This is a genomic window from Desulfovibrio sp. JC010, assembly GCF_010470675.1.
Classification (GTDB): Bacteria; Desulfobacterota; Desulfovibrionia; order Desulfovibrionales; family Desulfovibrionaceae; genus Maridesulfovibrio.
The window spans coordinates 80470-106154 of the sequence record NZ_VOIQ01000014.1 but is presented as its reverse complement, the minus strand read 5'-3'; the positions used below and the strand labels follow the sequence as shown (position 1 = coordinate 106154).

Annotated in this window: 13 protein-coding genes; 12 read left to right on the top strand and 1 reads right to left on the bottom strand. The window is 49.0% G+C overall.

Annotated elements, in window-relative coordinates; genetic code table 11:
* Positions 1-13: 13 nt before the first annotated feature.
* Complete coding sequence (locus tag FMR86_RS15810) at positions 14-847, bottom strand: SDR family NAD(P)-dependent oxidoreductase (RefSeq protein ID WP_203544933.1); 834 nt, start codon at positions 845-847, stop codon at positions 14-16.
* Between the two features lie 393 nt (positions 848-1240).
* On the opposite strand from FMR86_RS15810, the gene FMR86_RS15805 reads away from it, so the two are divergent.
* From FMR86_RS15805 to FMR86_RS15750, 12 genes are all read left to right on the top strand, one after another.
* Complete coding sequence (locus tag FMR86_RS15805) at positions 1241-2068, top strand: nitroreductase family protein (RefSeq protein ID WP_163352373.1); 828 nt, start codon at positions 1241-1243, stop codon at positions 2066-2068.
* Positions 2069-2209: 141 nt separating this feature from the next.
* On the top strand, positions 2210-3112 hold the full coding sequence (locus FMR86_RS15800; RefSeq protein WP_163352372.1) for a phosphatidylserine decarboxylase: 903 nt from the start codon (positions 2210-2212) through the stop codon (positions 3110-3112).
* Positions 3113-3854: 742 nt separating this feature from the next.
* Positions 3855-4940: a hypothetical protein gene (locus tag FMR86_RS15795; protein WP_163352371.1), complete on the top strand. Its 1086-nt coding sequence runs from the start codon at positions 3855-3857 to the stop codon at positions 4938-4940.
* Between the two features lie 73 nt (positions 4941-5013).
* On the top strand, positions 5014-6516 hold the full coding sequence (locus FMR86_RS15790; protein WP_373682491.1) for a TolC family protein: 1503 nt from the start codon (positions 5014-5016) through the stop codon (positions 6514-6516).
* 2 nt (positions 6517-6518) lie between these two features.
* On the top strand, positions 6519-14648 hold the full coding sequence (locus FMR86_RS15785; RefSeq protein ID WP_163352369.1) for an Ig-like domain-containing protein: 8130 nt from the start codon (positions 6519-6521) through the stop codon (positions 14646-14648).
* Between the two features lie 32 nt (positions 14649-14680).
* Entirely contained in the window at positions 14681-15628 is a 948-nt protein-coding gene (locus tag FMR86_RS15780; RefSeq protein WP_163352368.1) for a hypothetical protein, read from the top strand.
* Between the two features lie 10 nt (positions 15629-15638).
* A complete protein-coding gene (locus tag FMR86_RS15775) occupies positions 15639-17873 on the top strand; it encodes an ATP-binding cassette domain-containing protein (protein WP_239057262.1) in 2235 nt (744 codons plus the stop codon).
* Positions 17874-17875: 2 nt separating this feature from the next.
* Positions 17876-19168 (top strand): HlyD family type I secretion periplasmic adaptor subunit, encoded by a 1293-nt coding sequence (locus FMR86_RS15770; RefSeq protein WP_163352366.1) that lies wholly within the window; start codon positions 17876-17878, stop codon positions 19166-19168.
* Positions 19169-19177: 9 nt separating this feature from the next.
* Positions 19178-21178 (top strand): HD domain-containing phosphohydrolase, encoded by a 2001-nt coding sequence (locus FMR86_RS15765; RefSeq protein WP_163352365.1) that lies wholly within the window; start codon positions 19178-19180, stop codon positions 21176-21178.
* A 175-nt stretch (positions 21179-21353) separates the two neighbouring features.
* On the top strand, positions 21354-23054 hold the full coding sequence (locus tag FMR86_RS15760) for a hypothetical protein (RefSeq protein ID WP_239057261.1): 1701 nt from the start codon (positions 21354-21356) through the stop codon (positions 23052-23054).
* 75 nt (positions 23055-23129) lie between these two features.
* A complete protein-coding gene (locus FMR86_RS15755) occupies positions 23130-23921 on the top strand; it encodes a LytTR family DNA-binding domain-containing protein (protein WP_163352364.1) in 792 nt (263 codons plus the stop codon).
* 1 nt (position 23922) lies between these two features.
* Positions 23923-25659, top strand: a complete 1737-nt coding sequence (locus FMR86_RS15750; RefSeq protein WP_163352363.1) for a LytS/YhcK type 5TM receptor domain-containing protein — start codon at positions 23923-23925, stop codon at positions 25657-25659.
* Positions 25660-25685: the final 26 nt, after the last annotated feature.

Below are 25685 nucleotides of genomic sequence, written 5' to 3'. Positions count from 1 at the left end.
CTAACCTCTATTTTTAGTTGGAAAACCGGGCCAGCAGGTCTTCAATCACATCCACCACTTCAGCACATTTCCGGGCATTCATGGCATCGGGATGGGGCGAAGAAAATCGGCCTGAATCATTATCAAAGTATTTACCGGAAGCATCTGCAAACTCATCAGAGAGCGCGGCCCGGCAGAGAATATCCGCACCGATACGCAGATCACCGCCGTTTACTCCGTAAGCTTCCTTGACCATCTTGCTGCCCAGCATGGAAGCAGGATTCACCGCCACAACCACCGGGCCTTCAGAGCCGAGGGTTTCGGCGGCCATGGCTGCGGACCACATGGTGATTGCGAGCTTGGACTGGGCATAAACAATACCATCGGGCTGGCTGCTGACGGAGGCCAGATCATGTGCAACCAGCGGAGCCTGTGCCGCAGAAGAAAGGTTGACCACCCGGCCGGAAGTTCTGAGCAGCGGCAGCAGCTTTTTAGTCAGCAGGTAAGGGGCGATGGTATTAACCACGAAACGTACATCAAGGCTGTCCGGGGAAGCTGTTGCGGAAACACGATAAACCCCGGCATTGTTGATCAGCGCGTCCAGCTTGTCGTGTTTGGCAGCAACTTCATCAGCCAGCCTTCCCGCTTCTGCGATAATTGAGAGATCAGCAACATAGCTTTCGATATTCCCGCTTCCGGCAATGGAAGAAAGATCGCTGACGACCTTTGCCAGTTTTGTCTTATTGCGCCCATGCAGCAGAACCTTATGCCCCTGCTCAAGAAGCATCCTTGCTGTTACGAGGCCGATGCCGTCAGTTGAACCTGTTATGAGGATAGTTTTCTGCATGGTTTCATTTTCATACTTCACTACAAAATCTCCCTTAAAACTTTGCTTAGTTGCAAGACACGGGCGGTGAAATAATGTTAGCCTGTGTACCCGCCATGCCTGATAGTTCGTTCTTTGTTGGTAAGTGCTTCAAGCACTGTATGGAGAAGATATGGCGTACCCACAAAACACACAAGTAGGCAAAAAATAATTACGTAGTATGAAAAAGTAGACAATTGTGGCAGATTAGGGAGTTATAAGCTAATATTTTTTTTTACAGCTAAAAGACAGACACCAAAAACAGATTTATCCAGACAATCTAAAACATTTGTCTGATGCGGCCCGGACCGGAATTCTCTATTTTAATTAATCTTATTTTTAATTCCACATGGGGCGTGTCCGCTTCAGCAAAATATAACCAACGAGGTAAAAAACATGCTTAATTTCAAAGTAAACGAAGAACTCTGCATCCGCTGCGGCAAATGCATCACCGATTGTCCGCCCATGTGCATTTCCATGCAGGAAGGCGACTTTCCGGTAATTCAGGACGAAGGGAAATGTATGCGCTGCCAGCACTGTCTGGCTATCTGTCCCACCGGGGCCATTTCCATTATGGGTGCGGCCCCGTCAGACTCCATTGAACTGCAGTACGAGCTGCCCACCGCCCATTCCATGGAAGCACTTATCAAAGGCCGCCGCTCCATCCGCAAGTACAAAAAGAAAGCCCTTGACGACAAAACCATCACCAAACTGCTGGAAACAGCATTTCATGCTCCCACCGGGGTTAATGCACAAGGCGTGTTCTTCACCGCCACAGCTACCGCCGAAGCAACCGAAGAGCTGCGCAAGGAAATTTACACCAAACTCGATGCAATGCTTGCCAAGGGCGGATATGATGAAAAAGACCTGCGCTATATTTATATGAACATGGCCAACAAAGCCTTCAAAGAACATGATATGGACATCATCCTGCGCGGTGCCCCGCATATCCTCATTGCCAGTGCGCCCAAAACCGTTCCCCTGCCCAAAGAAGATTGCATTATCGCCCTGACCACCTTCGACCTGCTGGCCCAGACCATGGGCGTCGGCACCCTCTGGGACGGCATGCTCAAATGGTGCGTGAATGACTTCTTCCCGGAACTGGCCGCAAAGCTCGGCGTACCCGAAGATCACGAAATCGGCTACACCATGGTATTCGGCCGTCCTGCAGTACAATACCATCGTACTGTTCAGCGCACCCCGAAAATTAATCTTGTCAAATAACCTGATTTCAAAGCCAATTAATCAGAAAAGCGAAGGATTCCCCGTAATCCTTCGCTTTTTTATTAATGAAAGCCCTCTTGCAGCACCACCGTTCCAGTGCTATCAAACGCACCAAGCGAGCACCCAAAACAAGAGGCAAATATGGATTATATAGAATATATTGACCGCAAAACCGGAAACCTTCTTCGAGAGACCGTGCCGGGAGAACAATGGCTCAAATGGCTTTATCACAACCCATTGGGCAAACTGGCCCTGCACTCCGTTGTTAAGAAGAAACTTATCTCCGAATGGTACGGCCGAAAAATGGACAGCCCGGAATCATGCGCAAAAATCACCGGATTCGTTAAAGATCTGGGGATCGATATGAGTGAAGCCATCCGCCCGATGGAAGACTATGCTTCATTCAACGATTTTTTCATCCGTGAACTGAAAGCGGAAGCAAGACCGATTGACAACACTCCCGGCTCCGTAGTTTCCCCTGCGGACGGTAAAGTACTGGCCTTCAAAAATATGGAGAGACTGGACTCGTTCTTTGTAAAAGGACAATCCTTCTCCCTTGATGATTTTTTACAAAACCGACACCTCAGCGAAAAATACAATGGCGGTTCACTGCTTATTTTCCGTCTGGCCCCGGTGGATTACCATCGATTTCATTTCCCTGCGGACGGACAGATCTCCGCCTCCACTCAGATCAACGGTGAATACTACTCTGTTTCCCCTTATGCGGTCAGAAATATGCTCCGCGTGTACTGGGAGAACAAACGGGAATACAGCACTCTGAAAACAGACACAGCCGGCGACATCCTGCTTTGCGAAGTGGGCGCAACCATGGTCGGTTCCATTATCCAGAGCTACACACCAGACAGCATGATCCATAAAGGTCAGGAAAAAGGTTTGTTCAAATTCGGCGGATCAACAGTTATCATGCTGCTTGAAAAGGGAAAAACGAAGATTGACGAAGACATCCTGCAGAACACTGCGAACGGATTTGAGACCAGTATAAAAATGGGGCAACCAATAGCTGCATCCTGCATCGAGCTCTGATAACCAAAAGTGAAGAATTGTTTTACAGAGAACATTTCTTCACTTTTTTGAAACGTTAAAACATACATACATTCATGTTTTATAAGTTTATTACAATCAGCAGTAGAATTTAATAAATACTTCACTTTCAGTTTGATATATTATAACTATATACACATCAAACAGGGTGTTTACACCCAACCGACTGTAATACTATAAAAAAACAACATATAGCTTTTAATTTTATTTCACTGATCCGGGGAGGGAGTCTGTGAAACGTATCTTTGCCAAAATCTACGGGGTGTTATGCTCCCTATTCTTTTTCTTCTCATATAAAATGAGACCCGCTGCCGTCCCGCATCCCATCTGCAATTGCCGGGAGAATATCGCCTGTCCTACCCCGCTTAAGGGCGAAAACAGTTTTACGGTGCGCGACATGTCCTTTTCCCTCCACCAATGCCGCATGTGCGGGGGGATTTCCGGGTGCCCGCAAAATGAATTCAGAAAATTCCTTTCCACAGCCTCGCAAGAGGAAATGGAAATGATTCTGGGGTCATTTTATAGCCGAATGCAAAGCCCCGTTTAGGTCTATGAAAATTCAACTATCGAGTGTTACGCAATTCCCCAAAAAACAAGACCGAAACTAAAAAAATCGTTTTATAAACTTTTTTTAGAACTTTTCTTTTAATTATATTTCTTTTATGTATGTAGTGCCGATCCGGCATTATTTCGCAGATAAAAGAACTGAAGGACATCGACAAACATGGCTTACAACAGCAATAAATATAAACTTTACTTAACCTTATCCATACTCGTACTTCTCGCGGTCATTACCAGCGTGGTGATCAGTTTTGCTTTTCTGAAGACCCTTTTTGCCACTTCGGAAATAATCAACTCAATCATCCTTGCCGTATTTATCGGCAGCATGATCACGGCTTTCCGCTACATTCTTTCAGTGCGCAAAGACATGCAGCTTTTCGCCGAATTCACCGACTGGTGCGAACACCCGGAAGAAAGCTCCTTTGAACTGGAAGACCTGAACAAAGGCCTGCTCGGAAACGTGCTTGTTTCCATCGGCTGTTCCATCAAGGAAAACGGCATCCTGATCGTTAAATCGTCCAGTGACAGCCGTTCCATTATAGAAAGCCTTGAACAAAATTTTTCTTCCCGCTCATCGCTGATCTCATTTCTGGGTGGATTCCTTGTATTACTGGGACTTATGGGAACCTTCCTCGGTCTTACCCTGACCCTGCAATCCATGGGTGAAATCCTTTCCACCCTTGCCGGAGGGCTGACAGATTCCAGCGACACCTCCATCATGCAGGTCATGATTCAGCTTATTGTCGAGCTTAAAAACCCCATGGCCGGAATGGGTACCGCATTCTCCACATCATTGTTCGGTCTTGCAGGCAGTGCGGTTGTCGGAGTCCTGTCCATTTTATTGAGCCGCATGCATGACCAGCTCAAGCAAAGAGTTGAGAACTGGCTCAATGAAAAGACCGAATACTCCGCAGGCAAATCCGGTACCTCCGGAGCTGCTGTTTCCGCTGACCAAGATCTGGGCAGCCAGATGGCTGCAATTTCCGCACAGCTGGAGAAGAACAACGAAGCTTTGCTTGAGTCCCTTGAAAACACGAACAAATTCCTACTGAAACTGACCCTGCTCCAGCAACGTTCAGCAGAGGCGATTAATACTGTTCAGGACCAGTCCCTTGAAACCACCAAGGAAATCGGCCTTGGTAACGAATTGACAGGAAGACTGATCAAAGAATCGCGCCAGATGGTCACTGCTTTGGAAAAAAGCATTGAAACCATGAATTCCGTGAATGGAAAACAGCTTAAGAATTAATTCAGGCTGTTATTATTATAGGTTGGGTGAAAATATGTCAGGGCAGATGATTAAAAGATTCGGAAAAGTTTGCGTGCTATGTGCACTGCTGACATTTCAAGGTAATGTATGTTTCGCGGAACCCTCCACAGAAGGCACTCCTCCCCAGCCTAACGTGGAAAAATCCGCAGAGACAGTCAATCTTTCCGGTCTGGAAAATGAAGAGCAAAAGTATAAGAGTGCGGAAGATATTGAAAACTTCAAACCCAGAGTCATTGAGATCGACGATCCGGGCGAGAAAGGTTCTTCACTGCAGAAAAGCACTCCAGGTGAGAGCAACAGCACAGCCCTGACTCTTTACCATGCCTGTGAGCTGGCCATCAGCGGACATCCGCTGGTTGCGTCTTCGCGCTACTCCATGCTTGAGAAAAACGCTGAATACGGTATGTCCCGCAGTGTATATATGCCACGCATAGACTTCACCGCGCAGGCCGGACCCTCGCATAACTTGGATACCGACACCACAAGCTACGGCCAGTCCGCAGTTGAAATGACCCAGACCCTGTACAACTTCGGCGGGCTGGATGCCAGTGTGGACAGCGCCAAGCTTAAAGCTGAAGGCGCAAAATACCGTCTGGCCAGAACTCAGGAAGACATCGCCGCCCTGACCATCAACTCCTACCTGAGTGTCATGCAGGCTCAGGAAACCCTTGAGGTCTACAACAACACTCTGGATTTTTACCAGAAACTACTGACAACTTTCTGGGAACGCTACAACGCGGGAATCTCCTCCAAGGCCGATGCCCGCAAGGTGGAAGTTTCCCTGCGCTCAACAGAATCGCAGGTAACGGTTCAGCAGCAGCAGCTGAAAACCGCACGACTGATGCTTGAAAACATCATCAAGCAGCCGGTCAATAGAGTGGATACGGATATTCCCATGAATAAGATGACAATATCCGATACGCTTGAAGGTGCCTACGAAATCGCCAAGGTCAACAACGTCAATCTCAAAGCCTACGATGCTGAAATTCAATCCCAGCAACAGGCTGTTGCAACTGTTGAGTCAGACTACTACCCCTCTTTCGGGTACCGGTTGCAGGCCAAAAGCGAATTTAAAGAATATGACGGCTACGAGAATGCCCTCGACGGCCAGTTGACCGTCAACTGGAACCTCTTCAACGGTTACGCCACTGATGAAAGCGTAAAGAAGGAAGAAGCGGTTCTCAAACGGCTGATCGCCACCAAGGAAGCAACGGAACTGGAAGTACAGAACATCCTTTCCGACGCTTTCAATGCCTATAAATCCTCAGAAAAAGAGTTTGAACTTGCCCGGGACGCTTATGACGCCAGTATCAATCTCATGAGCCTCTACCTGAGTGAATTCGATCTTGGTATCCGCACCCTGCTGGACCTGATTACCGCAAGGGAAGGCCAGACCAGTGCGGCTGTGCGTGAAGTAAACGCCCGCTATTCCAGAATACGGGCATCTCTTAATATTTTTCTCGAACAGGGACGACTGCCCGAAGTACTGGGTCTGCCCCTTGACGAAACTCCTTTTGAAACCAGCAATCCCCTCTACTCCGCTAAAGGTAACTAATTATGGCTGACGCAACAAAAGTTTCCCCATCGACAGTATATAGCGTTCAGGGCTCCCCGGACGATTACCGTTATGTTCTCAAAGGCGCAGACCTTGTTCTGGTCCACAAAGAGACCAATGAAGAACAGACCTTCCTCTTTGTGGGTAACATCATGAGCCTTGACGGAAAGGTCAACATGGAGTTCTCCGATGGAAACGCCCTTGAATCACAGGACATCTTCAATCGCTCCGAAATGCTGGACATGGACAAGCAGGATGAAGAAGCCCCCGAATGGGAAGCCGTTACCGATGAGGGCACCCCTTCCGAAACGGAAGGCAACTCTGAAGAAGGAAACCTCGTAGAAGGACAGCTTGAGCCTATCCAGACCGCTCAGGCCGCGCTCATGACTGACCCCACTGATGATATTCTCAAAAGCCAGCAGCGCATGTTCGATGATATTGAAAAATTCGCCGAACAGAACAGCCTTTCCAGTACTCCTGATCAGACTGAACCAATCGCAACGAAAGAGATTGATCAGCCAGAACCAGATGATCCGGAGCCGGATCCAGATCCAGTTGAACCAGAACCGGAACCGGAACCGACCGACCCAGCCAACACCGCCAATGCCAACAACGAAAATAGCGGCAAGGTGACGATTGCCCTTTCACAGGAATCTGAATCCGGCATTGAAACAGCTGAAAGCACTGCTGCCGACCCTGTATATGAAGATGACGGCATCACCAATAAAACCGACCTCAAAATCGTCGGTACTGCTGATCCCGGAACTGTGCTAAACATTTATACAGTCGGTTCCGACTCTCCTATCGGACAGGCCACCGCTGATGCTGACGGCAATTATGAAATAACCGTTACTGGAGCTGCCGAAGGCGAACACGAATATTTTGCCCAGATAGCTGAGGGCAATGCAGATACTGCTCCCAAATCAAGCACTTTAAAAGTTGAAGTAGATACTACTAATCCGACACTTAACGGTGATGCAACAGTAGACTCAACTTCTAAAACCCTTTTTGCGCAGGACGCAGGAAAAATTTATACCAATGATGACCGCCCCCTGCTGGAAGGTTCCGGTGAAAAAGACACCATTCTGACCATCACCTATACGGGAACGGACAGTGCCGGTAATGCTGTAAGCGGCACCCTTGATCCAGTTACAGTAAACAGCTCCGGCAACTGGAGTGTACGTTTTCCTGAAGACAATGAAGGCAACGGCCTAAATGACGGGACCTACAACTTCACCATTACCGGGGAAGATGACGCAGGTAACGATCTCGCTACTAGTGAAACTATTCAGAATGTAGTGGTCAAAACCGGCTTTTCAACAGGTGCGACCATTACCATGAATGATGAGTCCAACAGCAGAGGTATCGGTGTAGACCCGCTGAACGAAGACCACATCACTAATGCAGAAGAACTGAACCTGACTATCGACAATATCAGTGGTGAAGCCCGGGAAGTCGTCGTCATGCTGGCAACAGCCAACGGCGGGACTGTTGACCTTGGCCCGGCTACATATGATGCAGCCAACGATGTCTGGACCTACACCGTAGCCAACTCAGACATTCCGAATAATATCGATTACAAATTCATGGTCAAAGCCACTGACATGGCTGGCAATGAGACATCAACCAGTGCCAGCCTGACCGTATCCATCGACCGCGAAGCCCCCACAAACGGGCTGACCATTGATCTTGATGCGGACAGCGATTCCACAGCCGACGGCGCACGTCTCGGAACCACCGAAGACAACTACACCCACGGCGCCGAAGCCGGCAACGCATCCGGTATTGATGAAGGTAATTTAAAGATTACAGGGACAAACGCAGGCAATCAGGGACTTGTTAACCTCTACCTTGTCAATGCGGACGGGAAATATATTGATGAGAACGGAGTTGTTACGGACAATCCCGTTCCCATCAACGCCACCCCTATTGCTGCCGAAACCGACGGCAGCTGGTCCTATGATGAGTTCGATGCCAGCAGCTACGGTACCAACGGTGCGGAAAAAGTTTATTTTCGTGCGGAAATCACTGATACAGCAGGCAACATCGAACACGCCAACCTGACTGTCACAGTAGACAACGAAGACCCGGACAAATCCACTATTACTGCCGAAAACGCTTATGTAGGCAGCCATGAAACAGTGGTCGCGGGTGAAAGTGTCACCCTCACAGGTGTCATCAAGGAAGGTGGCGATGATGTAATCGTAACTCTTTACCAGTGCGATGAACTGGGCAATATTCTAAAAGATGCCCAAGGCAATGAGATTGGTGAAATAAGCCACAGCAAACTGGGCAGCAGCGGTGTTCAGATAGTGGACAACCATGACGGCACATACACATGGACTTATGCTGTGTCCGGCCTGACCCACGAAGAGGTGCGCTCTTACTACGTTAAAGTGGAGGACGCCGCAGGCAACACCTCAGAGTCAAAGGTATTCACTTTTGAATCAGATTTGCAGACAGCCAAGCCAGTCATCACTCTGGACAGCACTACAGATACCGGAACCGACGGTGATTACATCACTGATTTCGAGGATACCGAAGGACAGGTGGTAAACCTGAAAATCAGCGGTGATGTCGATGCAACTTTCAAGGTTTACATGGTCTCAAACGACGGGACTATCTTAAAGGAAATCGTTCTTGCCAATGGTGATGCGATAAAAGACGGAAGCGTTGTTCCTGTTGCCGCCAGTGATTACTTCAATGATGGCACAGAAAACGCGATCCAGTTCATTGCCGTAGCCACAGATAATGCAGGGAACACTGCAACCTCCGATATTTACACAGTGCTTCTTGATGACGAAGCTCCGGAAATGCCTACAGACGGTGCCATTGAACTCATTACCGATACCAATGACACAATAATTTCAACTACAGCGACCACGGATTATCGCGACAAAACATTTACCAATGCCAAAACCCTGACCCTGAGCGGTTCTTTTGATGACGGCATTGACCTTAGCGGCTTCACCAATGCACCTACTGTCAGTGCTCCCGTGGTGCGTATCTATGACAGTGCTTCCGGAACCAAGACTCTGGTGGACACCGTTACCGCAACCAAGACAGCCAATGGGTTCGACTGGGAATACACCATCGGTAACACTGCAAACGCTAACAACTACATTTCAGACGGCGACCACAAATTCAGCATTGAAGTTGAAGATGCCGCTGGAAACATCACTGTTTTTCCTGCAAATGATGACACTGTGGATATTCATGTCGACCGTACCGCGCCGGAAATCACAGCCGTCCTTGCCGATGACGCAGGTGGTGACAGCATGGACACCGGCCTCTCCGGTGATGACTGGATTACCAATGTTGATAACGGTCTCAAAATTGATGTCACAATCACTGAAGATGACCCTAAAAGCATCAGCATTGTCTTGAATGGACAGACATACACTCGCCCCCTCACCACGCAGGAAATCAATGACGGGAAGGCTACCATTGATCTTGCCAATCCCGACGGAAACAGCTCTACGACCCTAAATATCGGAGCCGATACTTCCAACACAATCAAAATAACTGTGGAAGATGAAGCGGGCAACGTAAGTAACACAATATCCGAGTCACTCGTCATCGACACCACGGATCCCACCGGGGACATTAAACTCAATGACGATGATAATGCCGGTGATAAAAACGATACCATCACCACTATCCTCAACCCCACTCTGGAGGGTAAAACCGAATCCGGAGCGAAAGTGGAACTCAAGATTCTCGAATATGATGCCAACGACAACCTGATATCTACCATTAATGCAGATGGGACGATAACTGAGAATGGCGGTGTAACATATTCGGCAACAGTTTACGCTGATGCAAATACCGGCGACTGGGAGGTAACCCCGCCCAACCTTTCCCCCGGAAACTACAAAGTAGTGGCCATAGTCACTGACGTAGCAGGAAATACGCAACTGATTGAAATGAGCCCGAATACGGATCTGGTCATTGCGCCCAGACCGGACGCGCCAACCGTTTCACTGGTCAATGACAGTACCCCTCTGTTCTTCGATGCAGCGGACACAACAGACGATGGCACCACAAAATTTGATGACGCCAGTTTCACGGTCCATAAAAGTACCGGAACATACATTACCATGACCTACTGGAAGCTTGACAGTAACGGTCAGAAAGAAGGTAGCGGAACCACCCTTGTTTTCAACGATCAGGCAGATATTAACGCAACACAATTCAATACCGACTCACTGATTGCAAATGGCAACGGCCTTCCCGACGGAACCTATACTTTTGAGTTTACTGCTACAGATGAAGCTTCCGATATATCCAGTACGACGACTATATCGCAGCCCATTACCATCGATCAAACCGATCCTGATGTTACAATAAGCAAGATTCAAAACGGCGAAACAGACATCACTGCAGACAACGGCGTCTACCTGACAAATACTGACGACCCGAAAATCACCATCACGACTGAAGCCGACAGCAAAGTCCAGATGATCGTCTTCAAGGAAGGGGATGCCGGATACAACGTTGCTGACCTCAGCGATTCGAACAATCTGGAAAGTTTCGTCACGGCCAATCTTGCAACCCTCAAGGCCAACTCTGCGAGCTTCAACGATGGGACATGGACAGCCTATCCGTCCTTTGACTCAAATCCGGAAGAGACCAACTATAAGGTAGTCATTGTTGCTGAAGATAAAGCCGGAAACCTTTCCGCGCAGGTTGTTGAATTTCATCATGACAATCAACCGCCGGCAACTCCGGAAATCGAAATATACAAAGACAATGGGTCAAGATTGACTGACGGACATACTTATGAAGATGGTACAACCTTACAAAGTACAAACGACCTGACTCCGCTGCTGAAAGGTAAGCTGGATGATGCCGCAGGTGTAACCACCAGAATCACCATCGTTGATACCGATGGGAATTCCAAAGTGCTGGAAGCCTCGGATTTAGCTATCGATAGTCAGGGTTACTGGTCATACGATATCGGTTCTGATCCGGAATACTCGCACATTCGCGGCGGAACCTACACCGCCACTATCACCAGCACGGATGAAGCGGGCAACAGCGTCAGCGACTCAACCAAGTTTTACATTGAGCAGGACCTGGTTTCAAAGCCCACTCTCGGACTGGACACCGACCAGTATACCGGGGAAACAGACGAAGCCACCAACACAACCTACGTCAGTGTCCCGGTTCTCGCTGCCAGAGATGATACTCCGGACAATCCCATGCTGACTCTGGAAGGAACCGCCATTGCCTACAGCACTGTCGATCTCTACGATATTGACGGTACCAAGATTAATGTGAACCCTATCGCCGTTCTCGCAGACGGCAGCTGGAGCTATACATTTACCACCAACCCGGATGATACTGAACCGCACCAGTATTATGTAAAGTGCGAGGAAAAACAGTCCACAACCTTCACTCTGGTAGTTGATAACGGCATAGAAGACCCCAAAATCAATCTTGGCAACGATACCAGTGAAAATGAAAATGTAACCAATAATGACTGGGTTACTTCAGATCCGACACTGACCGGAGATGTTGAAAAAGGTTCCGAAGTCAGCATTGAGGCTACCCGTGTTTACGAACTGACAGCCGATGGAGACGACTATACTTATGTAAAAGACGGTGCCACCGTTCGAATTGCGAAAACCAGCGTCACTGACGACAACAGCACAACCAAGGACAGCAAAACCTATCTTGTATCCGATGATCCCGCTGATGTTGAGACCTACACAGTCTCGGGCGATAACACCTCGGACGGCAGTTACAGTACCAACATCATCAACCTCAGTGATAACAGCAAGCTTGAAGACGGCCAGTACCTGATTAACGTAACCACGAAAGATAAGGCCGGAAACGTAAGTTCCGCTGAAGCTGACCATGTTCTTGAGCTGGATACTTCAACCGATGTCCCCACTCTGGAACTGGATTCGGGCAGTGACTCATTCTTTGCCCAGACCACACAGCTTGATGGAATAAATGTATATGCAGACCTGCCGTCTGACTATCAGGCTAAACTGGCAACTTTCCAGACAGACGCACTGACCAGCGACTCCACCCCGACCTTGAAAGGTACAGCAGAACCCGGAGCGTCCATAAAAATAACCATTATTTCCGGTGGCAGTCCCAATACATTCACCACCACGGCGGATGAGACTACCGGAGAGTGGGACTATACCTTAAAGAGCGGCGAAGCTCTGGATGACGGCACGCACACCATAACAGTTACCGCCACAGACGCAGCAGGAAACGACGCAAGTAATATCGCCAATGAAACAATAGAGCTGAAGGTAGACAGCAGCCTTACCACAAACGCGGACATTGCCGTTGCCAACGGAACTGTCGGCCACGACGGAGGAGACAGCCAGCCGGACACTTTCTATACTAATGAAACAGACGCAACACTTGTCCTGCGAGGAGAAAGCGGCGCAGCTTACGTTCTCTACTGCTACGACGAGGATGAGGACAAGTACGTCAAGGTTGACTCGGGTACAATGGCTTCCAACACCACGTATACCGTTCAGTCAACAGACTACCCCGACAATACCCTTGTCACTGAAAACGGTACGGTTCGCATTAATGACGGAGCTCATCAGCTTGAATACAAGCTGGTAACAGTTGACGAAGCAGGCAATGCCCAGACTTCCGACTACACTGTCGACGTTGATACTGCCGACCCATTGCCGGGCACACAACTCACTTATCATACCGATGGAGAGTATAAAACTGTCAATATCGACTACGATCCTAACGACTCGGACTCCCGGACACTCGATATTTCAACCAACGACAATAAAACAGGTTTCACAATTCAGACAGCGGCCGACACTTCAAGGGTACAGCTGATTCGTCCTGACGGAAGCAGCAGATTCTTCGATGTAAACAGTGCCGGACTTGCAACTATTGTTCTCATTGATTCACTGGATAAAGGACTGGATGACGGAGACTTGAGCTACACCCTTAAGTTCTACGATGATGTAAATAACCAGTCTGACGAACACAATGTAACAGTTAACCTGAATGTTGACACCGACCCCGCAACTGTTGACATCGACCTCGACGGTGATTCTGACCGCGGTTTTAATGCAAGTGATGATCTCACCAGCGGAGAAGTGTTCAGGTTCACGGGTGAATTTGCAGGCGAATTCAACGAAGATGGAGACCCTGATTTTAGCAACATCGGCTACAAAATCACTATTTCGGGTCCGGACGGGACATATGAGTACACTCATACTGCCGGTGCAGATGGGGCAGATGATCCATCCAACACTTCCTACATTAAAAACATAAGCGTCATTGGAACCGATGATGACAGCGGGAACAAGGCTGGAGAGTACTCTTTTGAAATCCATGACCCTGAGCACAATCTGGCCAACGGGAACTATACTGTATCCATAGAAGCCACTGACGAAGCAGGAAACACCTCTCTTGCTTCATCAACTGAATTTGAGCTTTACAATGACGACAATATGAAAGCCCCGAGCATCACAGCCAGCTACATAGGTAACAACCTCACTGAATACAAAATGCAAAACTTCGGTGATTATGATGATGGCGACAAATATGAAATAATAGTTCACCATACTGACGGAGGCAGCAGTGATCCTAAGAGTTCTCCTCTGGACTCGACCAGACCGGAGTTTTATCACAAAGCTGCAACTGATGATGAATATATTGAAGTAAAGGTTGTTGATGAGGCAGGAAACGAATCAAAATCCTACTTCCATGACCTTGATGACACAGATCTGGACTACACTGCTGATTTTGATGACAAGCTGGATATTGATTCGTACACAGTTGAACTGACTAATACTACCGATAACAGCTCATACACACTCAATACTGATAGCTGGCAGTCCAGCTTTGCCCAATCTTTGACAGACGGCAATTACACCTTAAAAATCACTGGTCAAAATGATGTAACCGGTGCTGTTGCCGAAGCTGAAAAAACTTTCAATTTCACATTAGGTGATATCACAACAACGACTAACCAGACTGAAATCTTCACTGCTGCAAGTGATAGTGATCAGGATTTCAATGGGATAAAAGAAGGCTCCGGTGGAGACTCCACCGAAAACTCCACAGGAGAAGGTATCAGCGTTCACATTGAACAGAACGAAATTACCTTTGAAGTTTTTGACCCTGCATAAACAGATCCAAGTTTTACGAGGAAAGAATATAAATGTCTGCTGATAGCGGCCCTCCGTGGCCGGGTTTTGTTGATGCGCTTTCTACCGTGCTAATGATGATGGTGTTCTTCACCCTGCTCATGGTGCTGGTAACAGGTACGCTCTCATACATTGTCGCGCTTAAGGAAGTTACTCCCGGTGCCGCCACATCCACCGAACAGGTGGAGACCAAGGTGGCTGCGGCGCAGGACCTTTCTTTTATGGAAAAACCTTCTTCCATGGACCAGCTGGCAGCAGCCATGTCCCAGAGCGCAGCACTGGAAAAAGAAGACCTTGTATCATCTCCTCCTCCGCAGCGTTTTGACATCAAAGAATTTGAGCGTGAAAAAGAGATGCTTCAAAAGCGGGTCGCCCTTGCGGAAAGTGCTGCATGGACCGCTCATTTGGAACTCCAGAAATTAAAGGAAGAACAGCAGAAAATTCAATCTGAACAGGACCCCAAACTGGCTGAAAAGCTTAAGGATGCCCTTGAAAAAATCAAGCGTCTTGAAGCTTCCGGTGCGGAGGAAAAGAAAGTTCAGACAGAAGATGAGTACGTTCCGCCGCCGTTCATTACCAAACTGGTGAAAGGCATGAACAACAGGCACCGGGTAATCATTCTCTACAACAAGCTTACCAGCACCCTTGAAGAAAAAACCCAGTCCGAACTGCTGGCATGGATCAAACAAAATGAATCCGTCGTCATGCAGAAAGGTCTGCTGCTTACTGCTACTCTCAACCACGAGAGCGTTTCATCCAGCATGGCCAACTCCGTATCCTTTAAAAGACTTTACGGGTTGATCAAGTTTGTGAACGAACAGGCCAACATTCCCAAGAGCAAAATTAAGTTCCGGGCCTTGAATGAAGGCGTGCCCGGTACAAACCAGGTTGTGGTCAGCATCGGAAGCAGCTTCACAAAATCGGCTAAAAGTACGGATTTGAATATTTCCGTTAAGAAATAAGGGGTTGGATTTGGATACTAATAAAAAAGCCCCTGCCGCCCCGGCCGAAAATCAGGATTCGGCCAAAACAGATACCATTGACACCAGAGGTGCACGCAATTCAAAGAAGAACGGTTCCGAAAAAGAAAACTTCGAACCGCAGGATAATATCGGCCTTTTCACTCCTGATGAGGGAGAAAAAGGAGCTTCCATAACCTCCTGCCTAAAAAAAATAGCCGATAAGTACGGAATCGTTGTAACCGGAAGCTCGCTGCAACTGGGTAGTTCATCCCCCATTAATGAATACCTGCGTCTGCAGGCGGATAACATGGGTATGGAGCTGGCACTTAAACCGCTTCCGCTCCGCATTGAAGATGATATGCTTCCGCTCGTAGTACAATACACTGACGGAAGTTTCGCCATTCTGGAAGAAAAAGTCGGCAGACGGCTGACCCTCTGGAACGGGAATCAGGAAATCATCCGCAACAAAAAGTCCGATTTTTCCGAATTCAAAGACTGGTCCTGCTCTCTTAAACCTATCTTTGAAACCGACAGGGTTCCTTTCTTAAGCTCCATGTGGTTTATGGGCCAGATCGGCAAGATGTGGCCCATGTATTCACAGGTTATTCTGGCCACAGTGCTCATTCACTGCTTTACTCTGGTCATTCCCCTGCTGATGGGTATTTTTTATGACCGCATCCTGCCCAACCTTGCGGAAAACTCGCTGCGGGTGCTGGTCACCGGGGCTATCATAGTACTGGCCTTTGACTACATCCTAAAAAACGTACGCACCTCCCTTGTGGAAAAAGCCGCCCTGCGTGTGGAACAGGACGCTGAACCGCAACTGCTTTCGCTGTTTCTGGATACAACCTACGCCAAGCTGCCTATTTCTGCCGGACATCTGGCCCATGCTGTACAGGAATTCTCGCGTATCAAATCCCTGTTCACCACCCAACTGGTGGTCGGTTCCATTGACTTTTTCTTTTTATTTTTCTTCCTGTTCATCATCTATCTGAACAGCGGGATGCTCTTTATGGTCCCGGCGGTCACATCATTTCTTGTACTCATTGTGGCCATTGTCTACGGATTTTTCATTGATACCAACGTATCAGCCCAAAGTAAGCTGCAATCACGTAAGACTTCGTTTTTAAATGAAATTTTTAACGGCGTTGAATCCATAAAAATCACCAATGCCGCAAGACTGTTTGTTTCCCGCTGGGCATCAGAGATTGAAAAATCCGGTGAAATGGCCTCAAAATACCGCATTGCCCAGTCCCGCTGCTCCATGACCACGGGTTTTCTGGGGCAGCTCAATTCAGCCGGGCTGCTTATCGTAGCGTTTTTCCTGATTAAAAACGGTGACATGAGCAGCGGCGGACTGTTGGCGACCATGGTCCTTTCCGGACGCTGTATTGCTGTTTCAGCCAGCATGTCCAACCTGATCACCTCCTATCTTTTCGCACGCCGCTCCTACAAGGACCTGTGCAAAATCCTGATGCTGGAAAAAGAAAGTAACGAAACCCGCCAGTTCAAAATACAGCAACTGGGCGGCGGGGTCCGCTTCGATAGTGTTTCCTTCCGCTACCAGCCGGAATCACCATACGCCCTTGAAAACGTATCTTTCGAAACCAGAGCAGGCGAAAAAGTCGGCATCATCGGTCCCATGGGCAGCGGTAAATCCACCCTGCTCAAACTGCTGGCCGGACTGGCCGAACCCGGTGAAGGCCTGATCATGCTGGACGGCCACAACATGGCTCATCTGAATATCGAAAAAGTCCGCGAATTTGTGGGCGTGGTTCCGCAATCCCCGGTTCTTTTCCACGGGACCCTTGAGCTTAACCTGCTCATGGGTTCACGTACTGCCACCCAGAAATCACTGCAGCAGGCCCTGACGATTTCAGGCATCAATAAATTCGTTTCCAAACACCCGCTGGGACTGAAAATGCCCATCCTCGAAGGCGGCAAAAACCTCTCCAGAGGACAACGGCAGGCAATTGCCGTGGCCCGTGCTTTGATAAGCAACCCTCCTCTGCTGCTATTGGATGAACCGACCAGCTCCATGGACTCCACTCAGGAAAGAATGCTCATCAACCAGATCAAGAGCACCATGGCCGATAAATCCATTTTCGTGGTCACCCACCGCCCGCAGATACTTGAGGTGGTGGACCGCATTTTAGTTGTAGATCAGGGACGCATAGTCGCAGACGGACCGCGTGACGAGATCATCCGCAAACTTTCCGGCCCGGCTCCGGCAAAACAGGGGTAGTCATGGGCAAAAACTGGAAAAGCAACCTGCTCTGGTCCTTGGAAAAAAGTCTCGGCAACTTCATTGTGCTGCTGCTCATTCTTGCTTTCATGGCAGTATTTTTAATCTGGGCCCACTCCAGCAAGATAGAAAAGACCGTTCGCGCACAGGGGGTTGTTGAAACAAACCTCACTGATAAAATCGTCGGCCACTTTGAAGGCGGGGTTGTTGAGAAAGTTTTCGTTGAGGAAGGCGATACCGTCCGCAAGGGACAGGAAATTGTAGCCATCGCCAACACCAACATCACTGAAAAGCGCAACAAATCGCTGATCAAAATGAAAAGGCTGCAGGCCAAGCTGAACCGCCTGATTGCAGAAAGCAATGATGATACTGATGAATTTTCTGAGAAAACGACCAGCCCGGAAGAAATGAGCGAAATCCAGTTCGCCCGCATCCGCCGTGACGCCCTTGATGAGAAAATAAACATCCTCAAAACCCAGATTCAGCAATCCAAGGCAGCCCTTTCCGCCAGTGAAAAGCATGTAAAAAACCTGCTTGATGAACAAAAAGTGCTCAAAGAACAGCACGACATGCTGGAACCCATGGTCAAAAAAGGGATCGGCTCGCGGCAGCTGCTGCTGCAGCGCAAGACTGAGCTGGCGAAGATCACTACTGCCATTGCTGAAATTTATAACAAACGGGATGAGTATTCCCTTGAAATCAGGGAACTTGAGCAGCGCATCAATCAGGAAGAGCTTGATTTTTATCGTGACATCCGTGAGGAAATTAACCTTGCCAGCTCCGAACTGAAGGCTGTCCGTGAAGAGCTGAACGCCGCCAATGAGCAGATTGTGCGCAGTGTGATCCGCTCCCCCATTGACGGTACTATCTACAAGCTCAGCGCAAACACAGTGGGCGGTATTGTCCGCTCCGGTGAAGCATTGGCCGAAATCGTGCCTCTTGATGCCACCATCCGCATCGAAGGCAAGGTCCAGCCCAGCGACCGGACCAAAATCTGGAACGGAATGATGGCCAAAATCCGGCCTTCATCATACGAATTTTCCGACCAGACCATGCTCAAAGCCAAGATCGTCAACATCTCGGCCAAGACCTATTTCGATGACCTGACCCGCACCTGGTACTACCGGGTAATTTTCAATACGGTCAAAGAAGACGCGGAAAAAGTTAAAGAATTTCTGCCGGGTATGATCGTTGAAGTAAACATCCTCTCCGGCGAGGAAAGCGTACTCGAATACCTGCTCTCACCGATTACAAGGGGCATGCGCGGAGCCCTCTCTGAACATAACACCCGTTAGGAAACACCAATGCCGAATAAAACAACTAAAACATTGAAACACATATTCTCCATAAAAAATCTGCTGCTTGCCCTGCTGGTAATCGCGCTGGTCGGCGGTGCCTACGAAACGCTGACCTATCTCTGGAAAACCAAAAAAGAAAACATCCATACAGACCTTAAGCAATACCAGCAGGCGGTTGTGGAGAATGAATCCGAACTGCTTTCTTCCCAGCTGGTAAATTACGTTATGCGCGGAAAAGAAATGGCCCGCTCAAGGATTTTCAGAATCGCCATAGACGGCCTTAACGCACCGGACAAAGAAGAGGTTGCCAAGGCACAGGAAGACCTGAAAAACTTTATAAAGGTCTGCGGTTTCTCGGCCGGGCTCCTTTTTGATCCGGACGGAAAAATATTTGCATCCACCGAAGGACCTGAAGAAATTCTTGTTCTTGATTATAAAGAAGCTGTCCAAAGCACCCTGCACAGCCGCACACCTATGTTTTCACCGCTGCGCGGCAAAAACAACGGACTGGTGACCGACCTGTTCATTCCGGTTTATGATGCCTACGCCACCAGCACATCCGAACCTCCGTCCCGCATACTGATGCTTGAAGTGCCCATGACTTCCATTCTGAAAGCATTTTTAGGATCGGAAAGGACTTTCAAATACAAAAGCACCATCCACCTGATCCAGCAGAACGGAAAGACCACTGAAGAAACCGTACTCAGCTACCCGGACAACCTGAAACTTCAGGCCATGAAGGTATCATTCGACGGGGTCAGCGAAGTCCTTTTCGGTGAAAGAACCGCCCTTTCCACGGCCGGAACGGTATACTCTTCAGCCCAGTTCATCCCCGTGGTTAACTGGTGGGTTATGATTGAAACCGACACCGCTGTCACCAACAGGCTTTTCACGGTCTACCAGCAGGAATCCATTATTTACGCAACTTTGACCCTTGCGGCCATGGTCTTCTTCATCCTGACCATCCGCTTTATTGCTTCCACCCGGAAATACCACCGCAAAAGTTCAAGGCTGGAAGAAAAAATCCCTGTTCTGCAAAATGAACTTTCCCTGCTGCGCATTGTAAACAATGCCCTGCCGGAACCGGTCAGCCTGAAAAAAAGTGACAACGGTGCTTTCCTGCACGTCAACAAATCCTTTACGGACTTTACCGGACTGAAAAAGACCGAGGCCCTGAATCTCACCGACAATCAGGTTTTCGACCACAATGAAGCCGAAGCCCTTTCACACGGCGATGAAATGGTCAGCATGTCCAACTCTGCCTACAGCGAAGAGCTTACCCTGTCCCGCGGCGCATCAACCTCCACCCTGCAGGTTACTTTTGTTCCCTGTTCCGTTGAAGAGGACGGTGACTCGATCCTCACCGTCTACCGCGATGTAACATCAGAAAAAAACATCGCAGAACGGGGCATTGAAGTCCGTCAGCAGATCATCAACGCACTTATCAGGGCTGTGGAAAGCGTACCGTTTCTGGACGGGCACACTTCACTCATGCGTAAGCTGGCCCTTGAAATAGCTGAAACCCTGCTGCTCAGTGATGCCGACTGCGCCACAGTGGAAGCGGCAGCCATTCTTTCACAGGTGGGCAAGACCTTTGTTCCCCGCGAAATCATGGAAAAAGAAGGCAAGCTGACCCCGGAAGAAATCAAGGAAACCCAACGATACATCGAACACACCTGCAAAATCATGGAAGGCGTGGAATTCGACCTGCCCATCATCCAGACCATCTGGCAAATGCAGGAAACCCTAGACGGCACGGGCTATCCCAACGGCCTTAAAGGAAAGAGCATTTCCACGCTGGCAAGAATTCTCGGCGTAACCAACACATTCAGCGCGCTGGTCCAGAAACGTTCCTACAGAAAGGCTAAAACCGCCCGTCAGGCTGTGGATATCCTGCAAAGCATGGCTGATAAAAAATACGACAGCACTGTAATTGAAGCTCTCGGTGCGGTTATTGATACGCAGGCCGGTAAAGCTATTCTGCAGGAAAGCCAGGTTGAATTTTAATCCGCAATTTTGATACAGGACCCTATAAGGCATGGAGAAATTCTTCATGCCTTTTTTTATCCAGCCTACAGTTTGTACACACTCATCAATTAATACTTGATCGGTACGTACAATTTTCGCTAAAATAAACGGTCTATCATTGAATTATAATTCTATAACCAGTCAGGATATTTTTATGACCTCAATGCACCTTCGCGCCACTGCCATCATAATTGCGCTGTTTACTTTTTTTCTTGTCTCTCCGGTCATAAGCTCTGCCCAGACCGATTCCAATCCAGCCCCCTCAGCTGAAGCAGCACAGGAAACCACTGAACAGGACAGCACACAGGCTGACACTCTCATCAACCTGCTGCAATACAAAACCGAGCTGGAAAAACAAATAGCGGAAACTAAAAAGCAGATCAAAAAGACCTCCCATCAGGTGGACAAGGATACTCTTTCCGCAAAACTGACCGACCTGAAACTGCAACTCCAGAAGGTTCGCCAGAATTTCGTTAAAGTAGCCACCGGGCTTGATCTGGCCCTGTTCAACGAAGATGCGCAGCAGGATTTTGTCTGGCAGGAAGAAGTGGAAACACTGGTCCGCCCCCTGCTTCAGGAACTGAAGGAAATGACCAAGCGTCCGCGCCAGATCGAACGTCTGAAAAGCCGGGTCGCATACTTTGAAAGCAGACTTCCAAGATCGGAAGAAGCTGTTAAAAATATTGACACCCTGATTGAGGCATCCAAGTCCCAAGTCCTTAAATGGGAACTTGGATTACTGAAAACGGACTTTGAAAAGAGGCGCACCAACATTGAAAACCAGCTTGATGTTGCCCGTTTTGAACTGGGAGAATTGACCAAGGACAAACAGTCCTTTTACGAATCCACCAAAAAAGTCATGGCCGTATTCTTCAAGAGCCGTGGAAAAAATATTCTTTTCGCCATACTGGCCTTTGCCGGGGTGTTCTTCTTTTTCCGCCTTGTGGACCGGATATTCAAGAAAAGCTATCCGGCTTTCAAAAGCAAGGAGCGGCCTTTTTACGTCCGCTTGATCGAAGTAATGCTGCTGATCTTCACGGTCATTGCCGCCACATCAGCCTCACTTTTCACCCTGTACATCTCCGGCGACTGGTTCCTGCTCAGCATTGCCATCATCTTTATTCTCGGTGCGCTCTGGACCGCCCGTGAAGGTTTCACCCGTTACTACGAGCAGGTCAAGCTCATTCTCAACCTCGGTTCAGTGCGAGAAAATGAACGGATTATCTACAACGGTGTGCCATGGAAGGTGGACAGGCTGGCTCTTTTCGCCAAGCTGCAAAACCCGGCCCTGAGCCCCAGCCGGATCAGGCTGCCCATCGGCGAGCTGGAAAATGTTATTTCCCGTCCGGTAGGGAGGAACGAACCGTGGTTCCCCTGCATGATTGATGACTGGGTAATCCTCTCCGACGGAACTCGCGGCAAGGTCATCAGCCAGTCCCCGGATATGGTCGAGCTGGTCCAGCGCGGCGGGGCCTATGTGACCTACCAGACCTCGGATTTTCTGGGCCTCAATCCCAAGAACCTGTCCCGCAATTTCCGCCTGAAATCCGTATTCGGCATCGACTACGCCCATCAGGCCGACTGCACTTCCACCATCCTCGCGCAGGCCAAGGAATTCATTGCCGCCAGACTGGAAGAAGACGGCTACACCAAACACGTTCTCAACCTGAACGTGGAATTCGAATCCGCCGCAGCGTCATCGCTTAATCTGGTCATCATTGCCGATTTCCACAGCGATATCGCCGCACTCTACGGAAGACTGAACCGCGCCCTGCAACGCTACAGCGTGGATGCCTGCACCCATTTCGGATGGAATATTCCTTTTGACCAATTGGTTATCCACAAAGCTGAATAATAAACAAGGGGTGTCGTTTGCAACGGCACCCCTTTCCATTTGCCTTTCTCAAATTTTATCTTTAAGGACCACCTCATGTCCAGCCCGCAAAACATTCGCTGCATACTCATAGACGATGAGAGTCCGGCCCTTGATGAGCTGAATTTTCTGCTTTCCGATTTCAATGATATTGATATTATCGGAACGGCAACCTCAGCCAGCAAAGGCATTAAACTTATTGCGGAAAAAAAACCGGATCTTGTTTTCCTCGACATCCAGATGCCCGGCAAAAACGGGTTCCACGTGCTGCATGAACTGATGCAGTTCCCTGATCCGCCATTGGTGGTCTTTGCGACCGCCTATGATGAATACGCTTTGCAGGCATTTGAAGAAAATGCCGTGGATTACATCCTCAAACCCCTTTCCAGTGAAAGACTGGCAAAAAGCATCGAGCGGATTCGCTGTCTGGTCCATGCCAATTGCGAGGAGAAGATGGAGCAGCCGGATATGAACGGCCTGCTCGGCTCCATGGGTATAGGCAGCAGTGTGCTGCGGATTTCAGTGGAAGCAAACGGGCGTATCCTGCTTCTTGAGCCGTCAGATGTGATCCTCTGCCGGGTGGAGGATCGCAAGATCATGATTTACACCCCGAAAGGCATTTTCCCCTGCTATGGAGATAAAACCCTCGATAAACTTGAGGAACGTTTGCAGGGACAACCCTTTTTCCGCACCAACCGGGGCGAAATGGTCAACCTGACCCATGTACGTGATTTTGCGCCGTGGTTTAACGGCAAATATGTGGTAACAATGAAGCATATTGATGAGCAGGAAATAATTATAAGCAAAGGGCGGGTCAAAGATTTCCGCCAGCGTTTAGGATTGGCATGATATGAACCCAGAGACCTTAATTATTACTTTGGCAGAACGTTTCGGCCTTATTGTGGCCGGGGCATTTCTGCTTTTGACCATTACCCCGATCCATAAAATCGGGTTCCGGCAGAGTTCCCCCAAAACCAATATTGCCCTGCAGATTCTTATCTTCGGAATTTGCGGAATACTGGGCACCTACGGCGGCAACTTCGTCTTTCAATCCGTAGCCAACCTGCGCGCCATGGCCGTCATTACCGGGGGGCTGTTCGGCGGACCGCTGGTCGGTCTCGGAGCGGGACTTATCGCCGGAGGACACCGCATCCTTATCGACCTTGGCGGCTTCAGTGCCATTCCCTGCGGCACGGCGACCATGATCGAAGGTTTGGCTGCCGGGATTGTCTCCCTGTATCTGGCAAAAAAAATGGACTGGCGGGCCGCTGCCGGACTGGCATTCGTGGGTGAGATAGTCCATATGATCATGGTCCTCTATCTTTCACATCCTTACGATGAAGCTTTGCAGCTGGTAAAAATAATCGCCATGCCCATGATCGTGCTGAACACCTTCGGCGCGGCACTCTTTGCACAGGTCATCAATATTGTTTTCCGCCACGGAACCAAGCAGGATTCAGTAAAGGCCCAGCACATTCTGGACATTGCCAACCTTACGGTCAGCCATTTGCGCTCAGGACTCACTCTGGAATCGGCTCAGGAAACCGCAAAGATCATCCACGCCCATCTCAGCGCGGCAGCAGTTGCCATTACCGACAACGTCAATGTGCTGGCCCACGTGGGGGCCGGGGCGGATCATCATCTTCCGGGTAAGAAAATACGCACCGAGTCAACGCTGGAAGTACTTGCCGAAGGGGAACCCCTTTTTCTGGAAAGCAGCAGCAAAATCGGTTGTACCCACAAAGGCTGCCCCTTTACCTCAGCTGCGATAATTCCGTTGCACAAAAACGGCGAAGTAGTCGGCACACTCAAACTTTACGGAACCCGCAATAACCAGCTGGACCAGCTCTCATTCGAAATGGCCAAAGGTCTGGCCAACCTCTGCTCCACCCAGTTGGAACTGGAGGAAATCCAGATCAAAGAACAAATGCTGGCCCATGCGGAAATCCGCCGTTTACAGGCCCAGATCAATCCCCATTTCCTGTTCAATTCACTGAATACGGTAACATCATTCTGCCGCACCAATCCGGACCGCGCCCGTGACTTGCTTCTGGAGCTTTCCAAATACCTGCGCAAAAACCTCGACAGCAGCCGCGGCTACGTCCCCCTGCGCGAAGAACTGGCCCAGTTAAACAGTTATCTGGCCATTGAACAGGCCCGCTTCGGAGAACGGGTCAAGCTGGACCTCAATGTGGAAGATGCATGTCAGGAATGGCCCATCCCGCCGCTGATTATCCAGCCGCTGGTGGAAAACAGCGTAAAACATGGACTCATGGGCCGCGAGGAAGGCGGAACCATTACCATCGACATTTATTGCGACAACGAAGAGATGCACGTTTCAATTGACGATGACGGCATAGGCATGAGTCAGGATCAAATTGAAGCTATCTATGCCAAAAAGAAAATCGATTCCCGTGAAGAAGGGATAGGAGTCCGCAACTGTATCCAGCGTATGGAACAGATTTACGGCCCGCAGTACAAGATGGTCATCATCAGTGTGGAAGGCAAAGGAACAACCATAAGTTTCCGGGTTCCCAAGCTGAAAACAGCTGTACAGATGCGTGAGTTTGCCGGGAATGCGGGGTAAAAAATAAAACGGGGCGGTATGGAAAA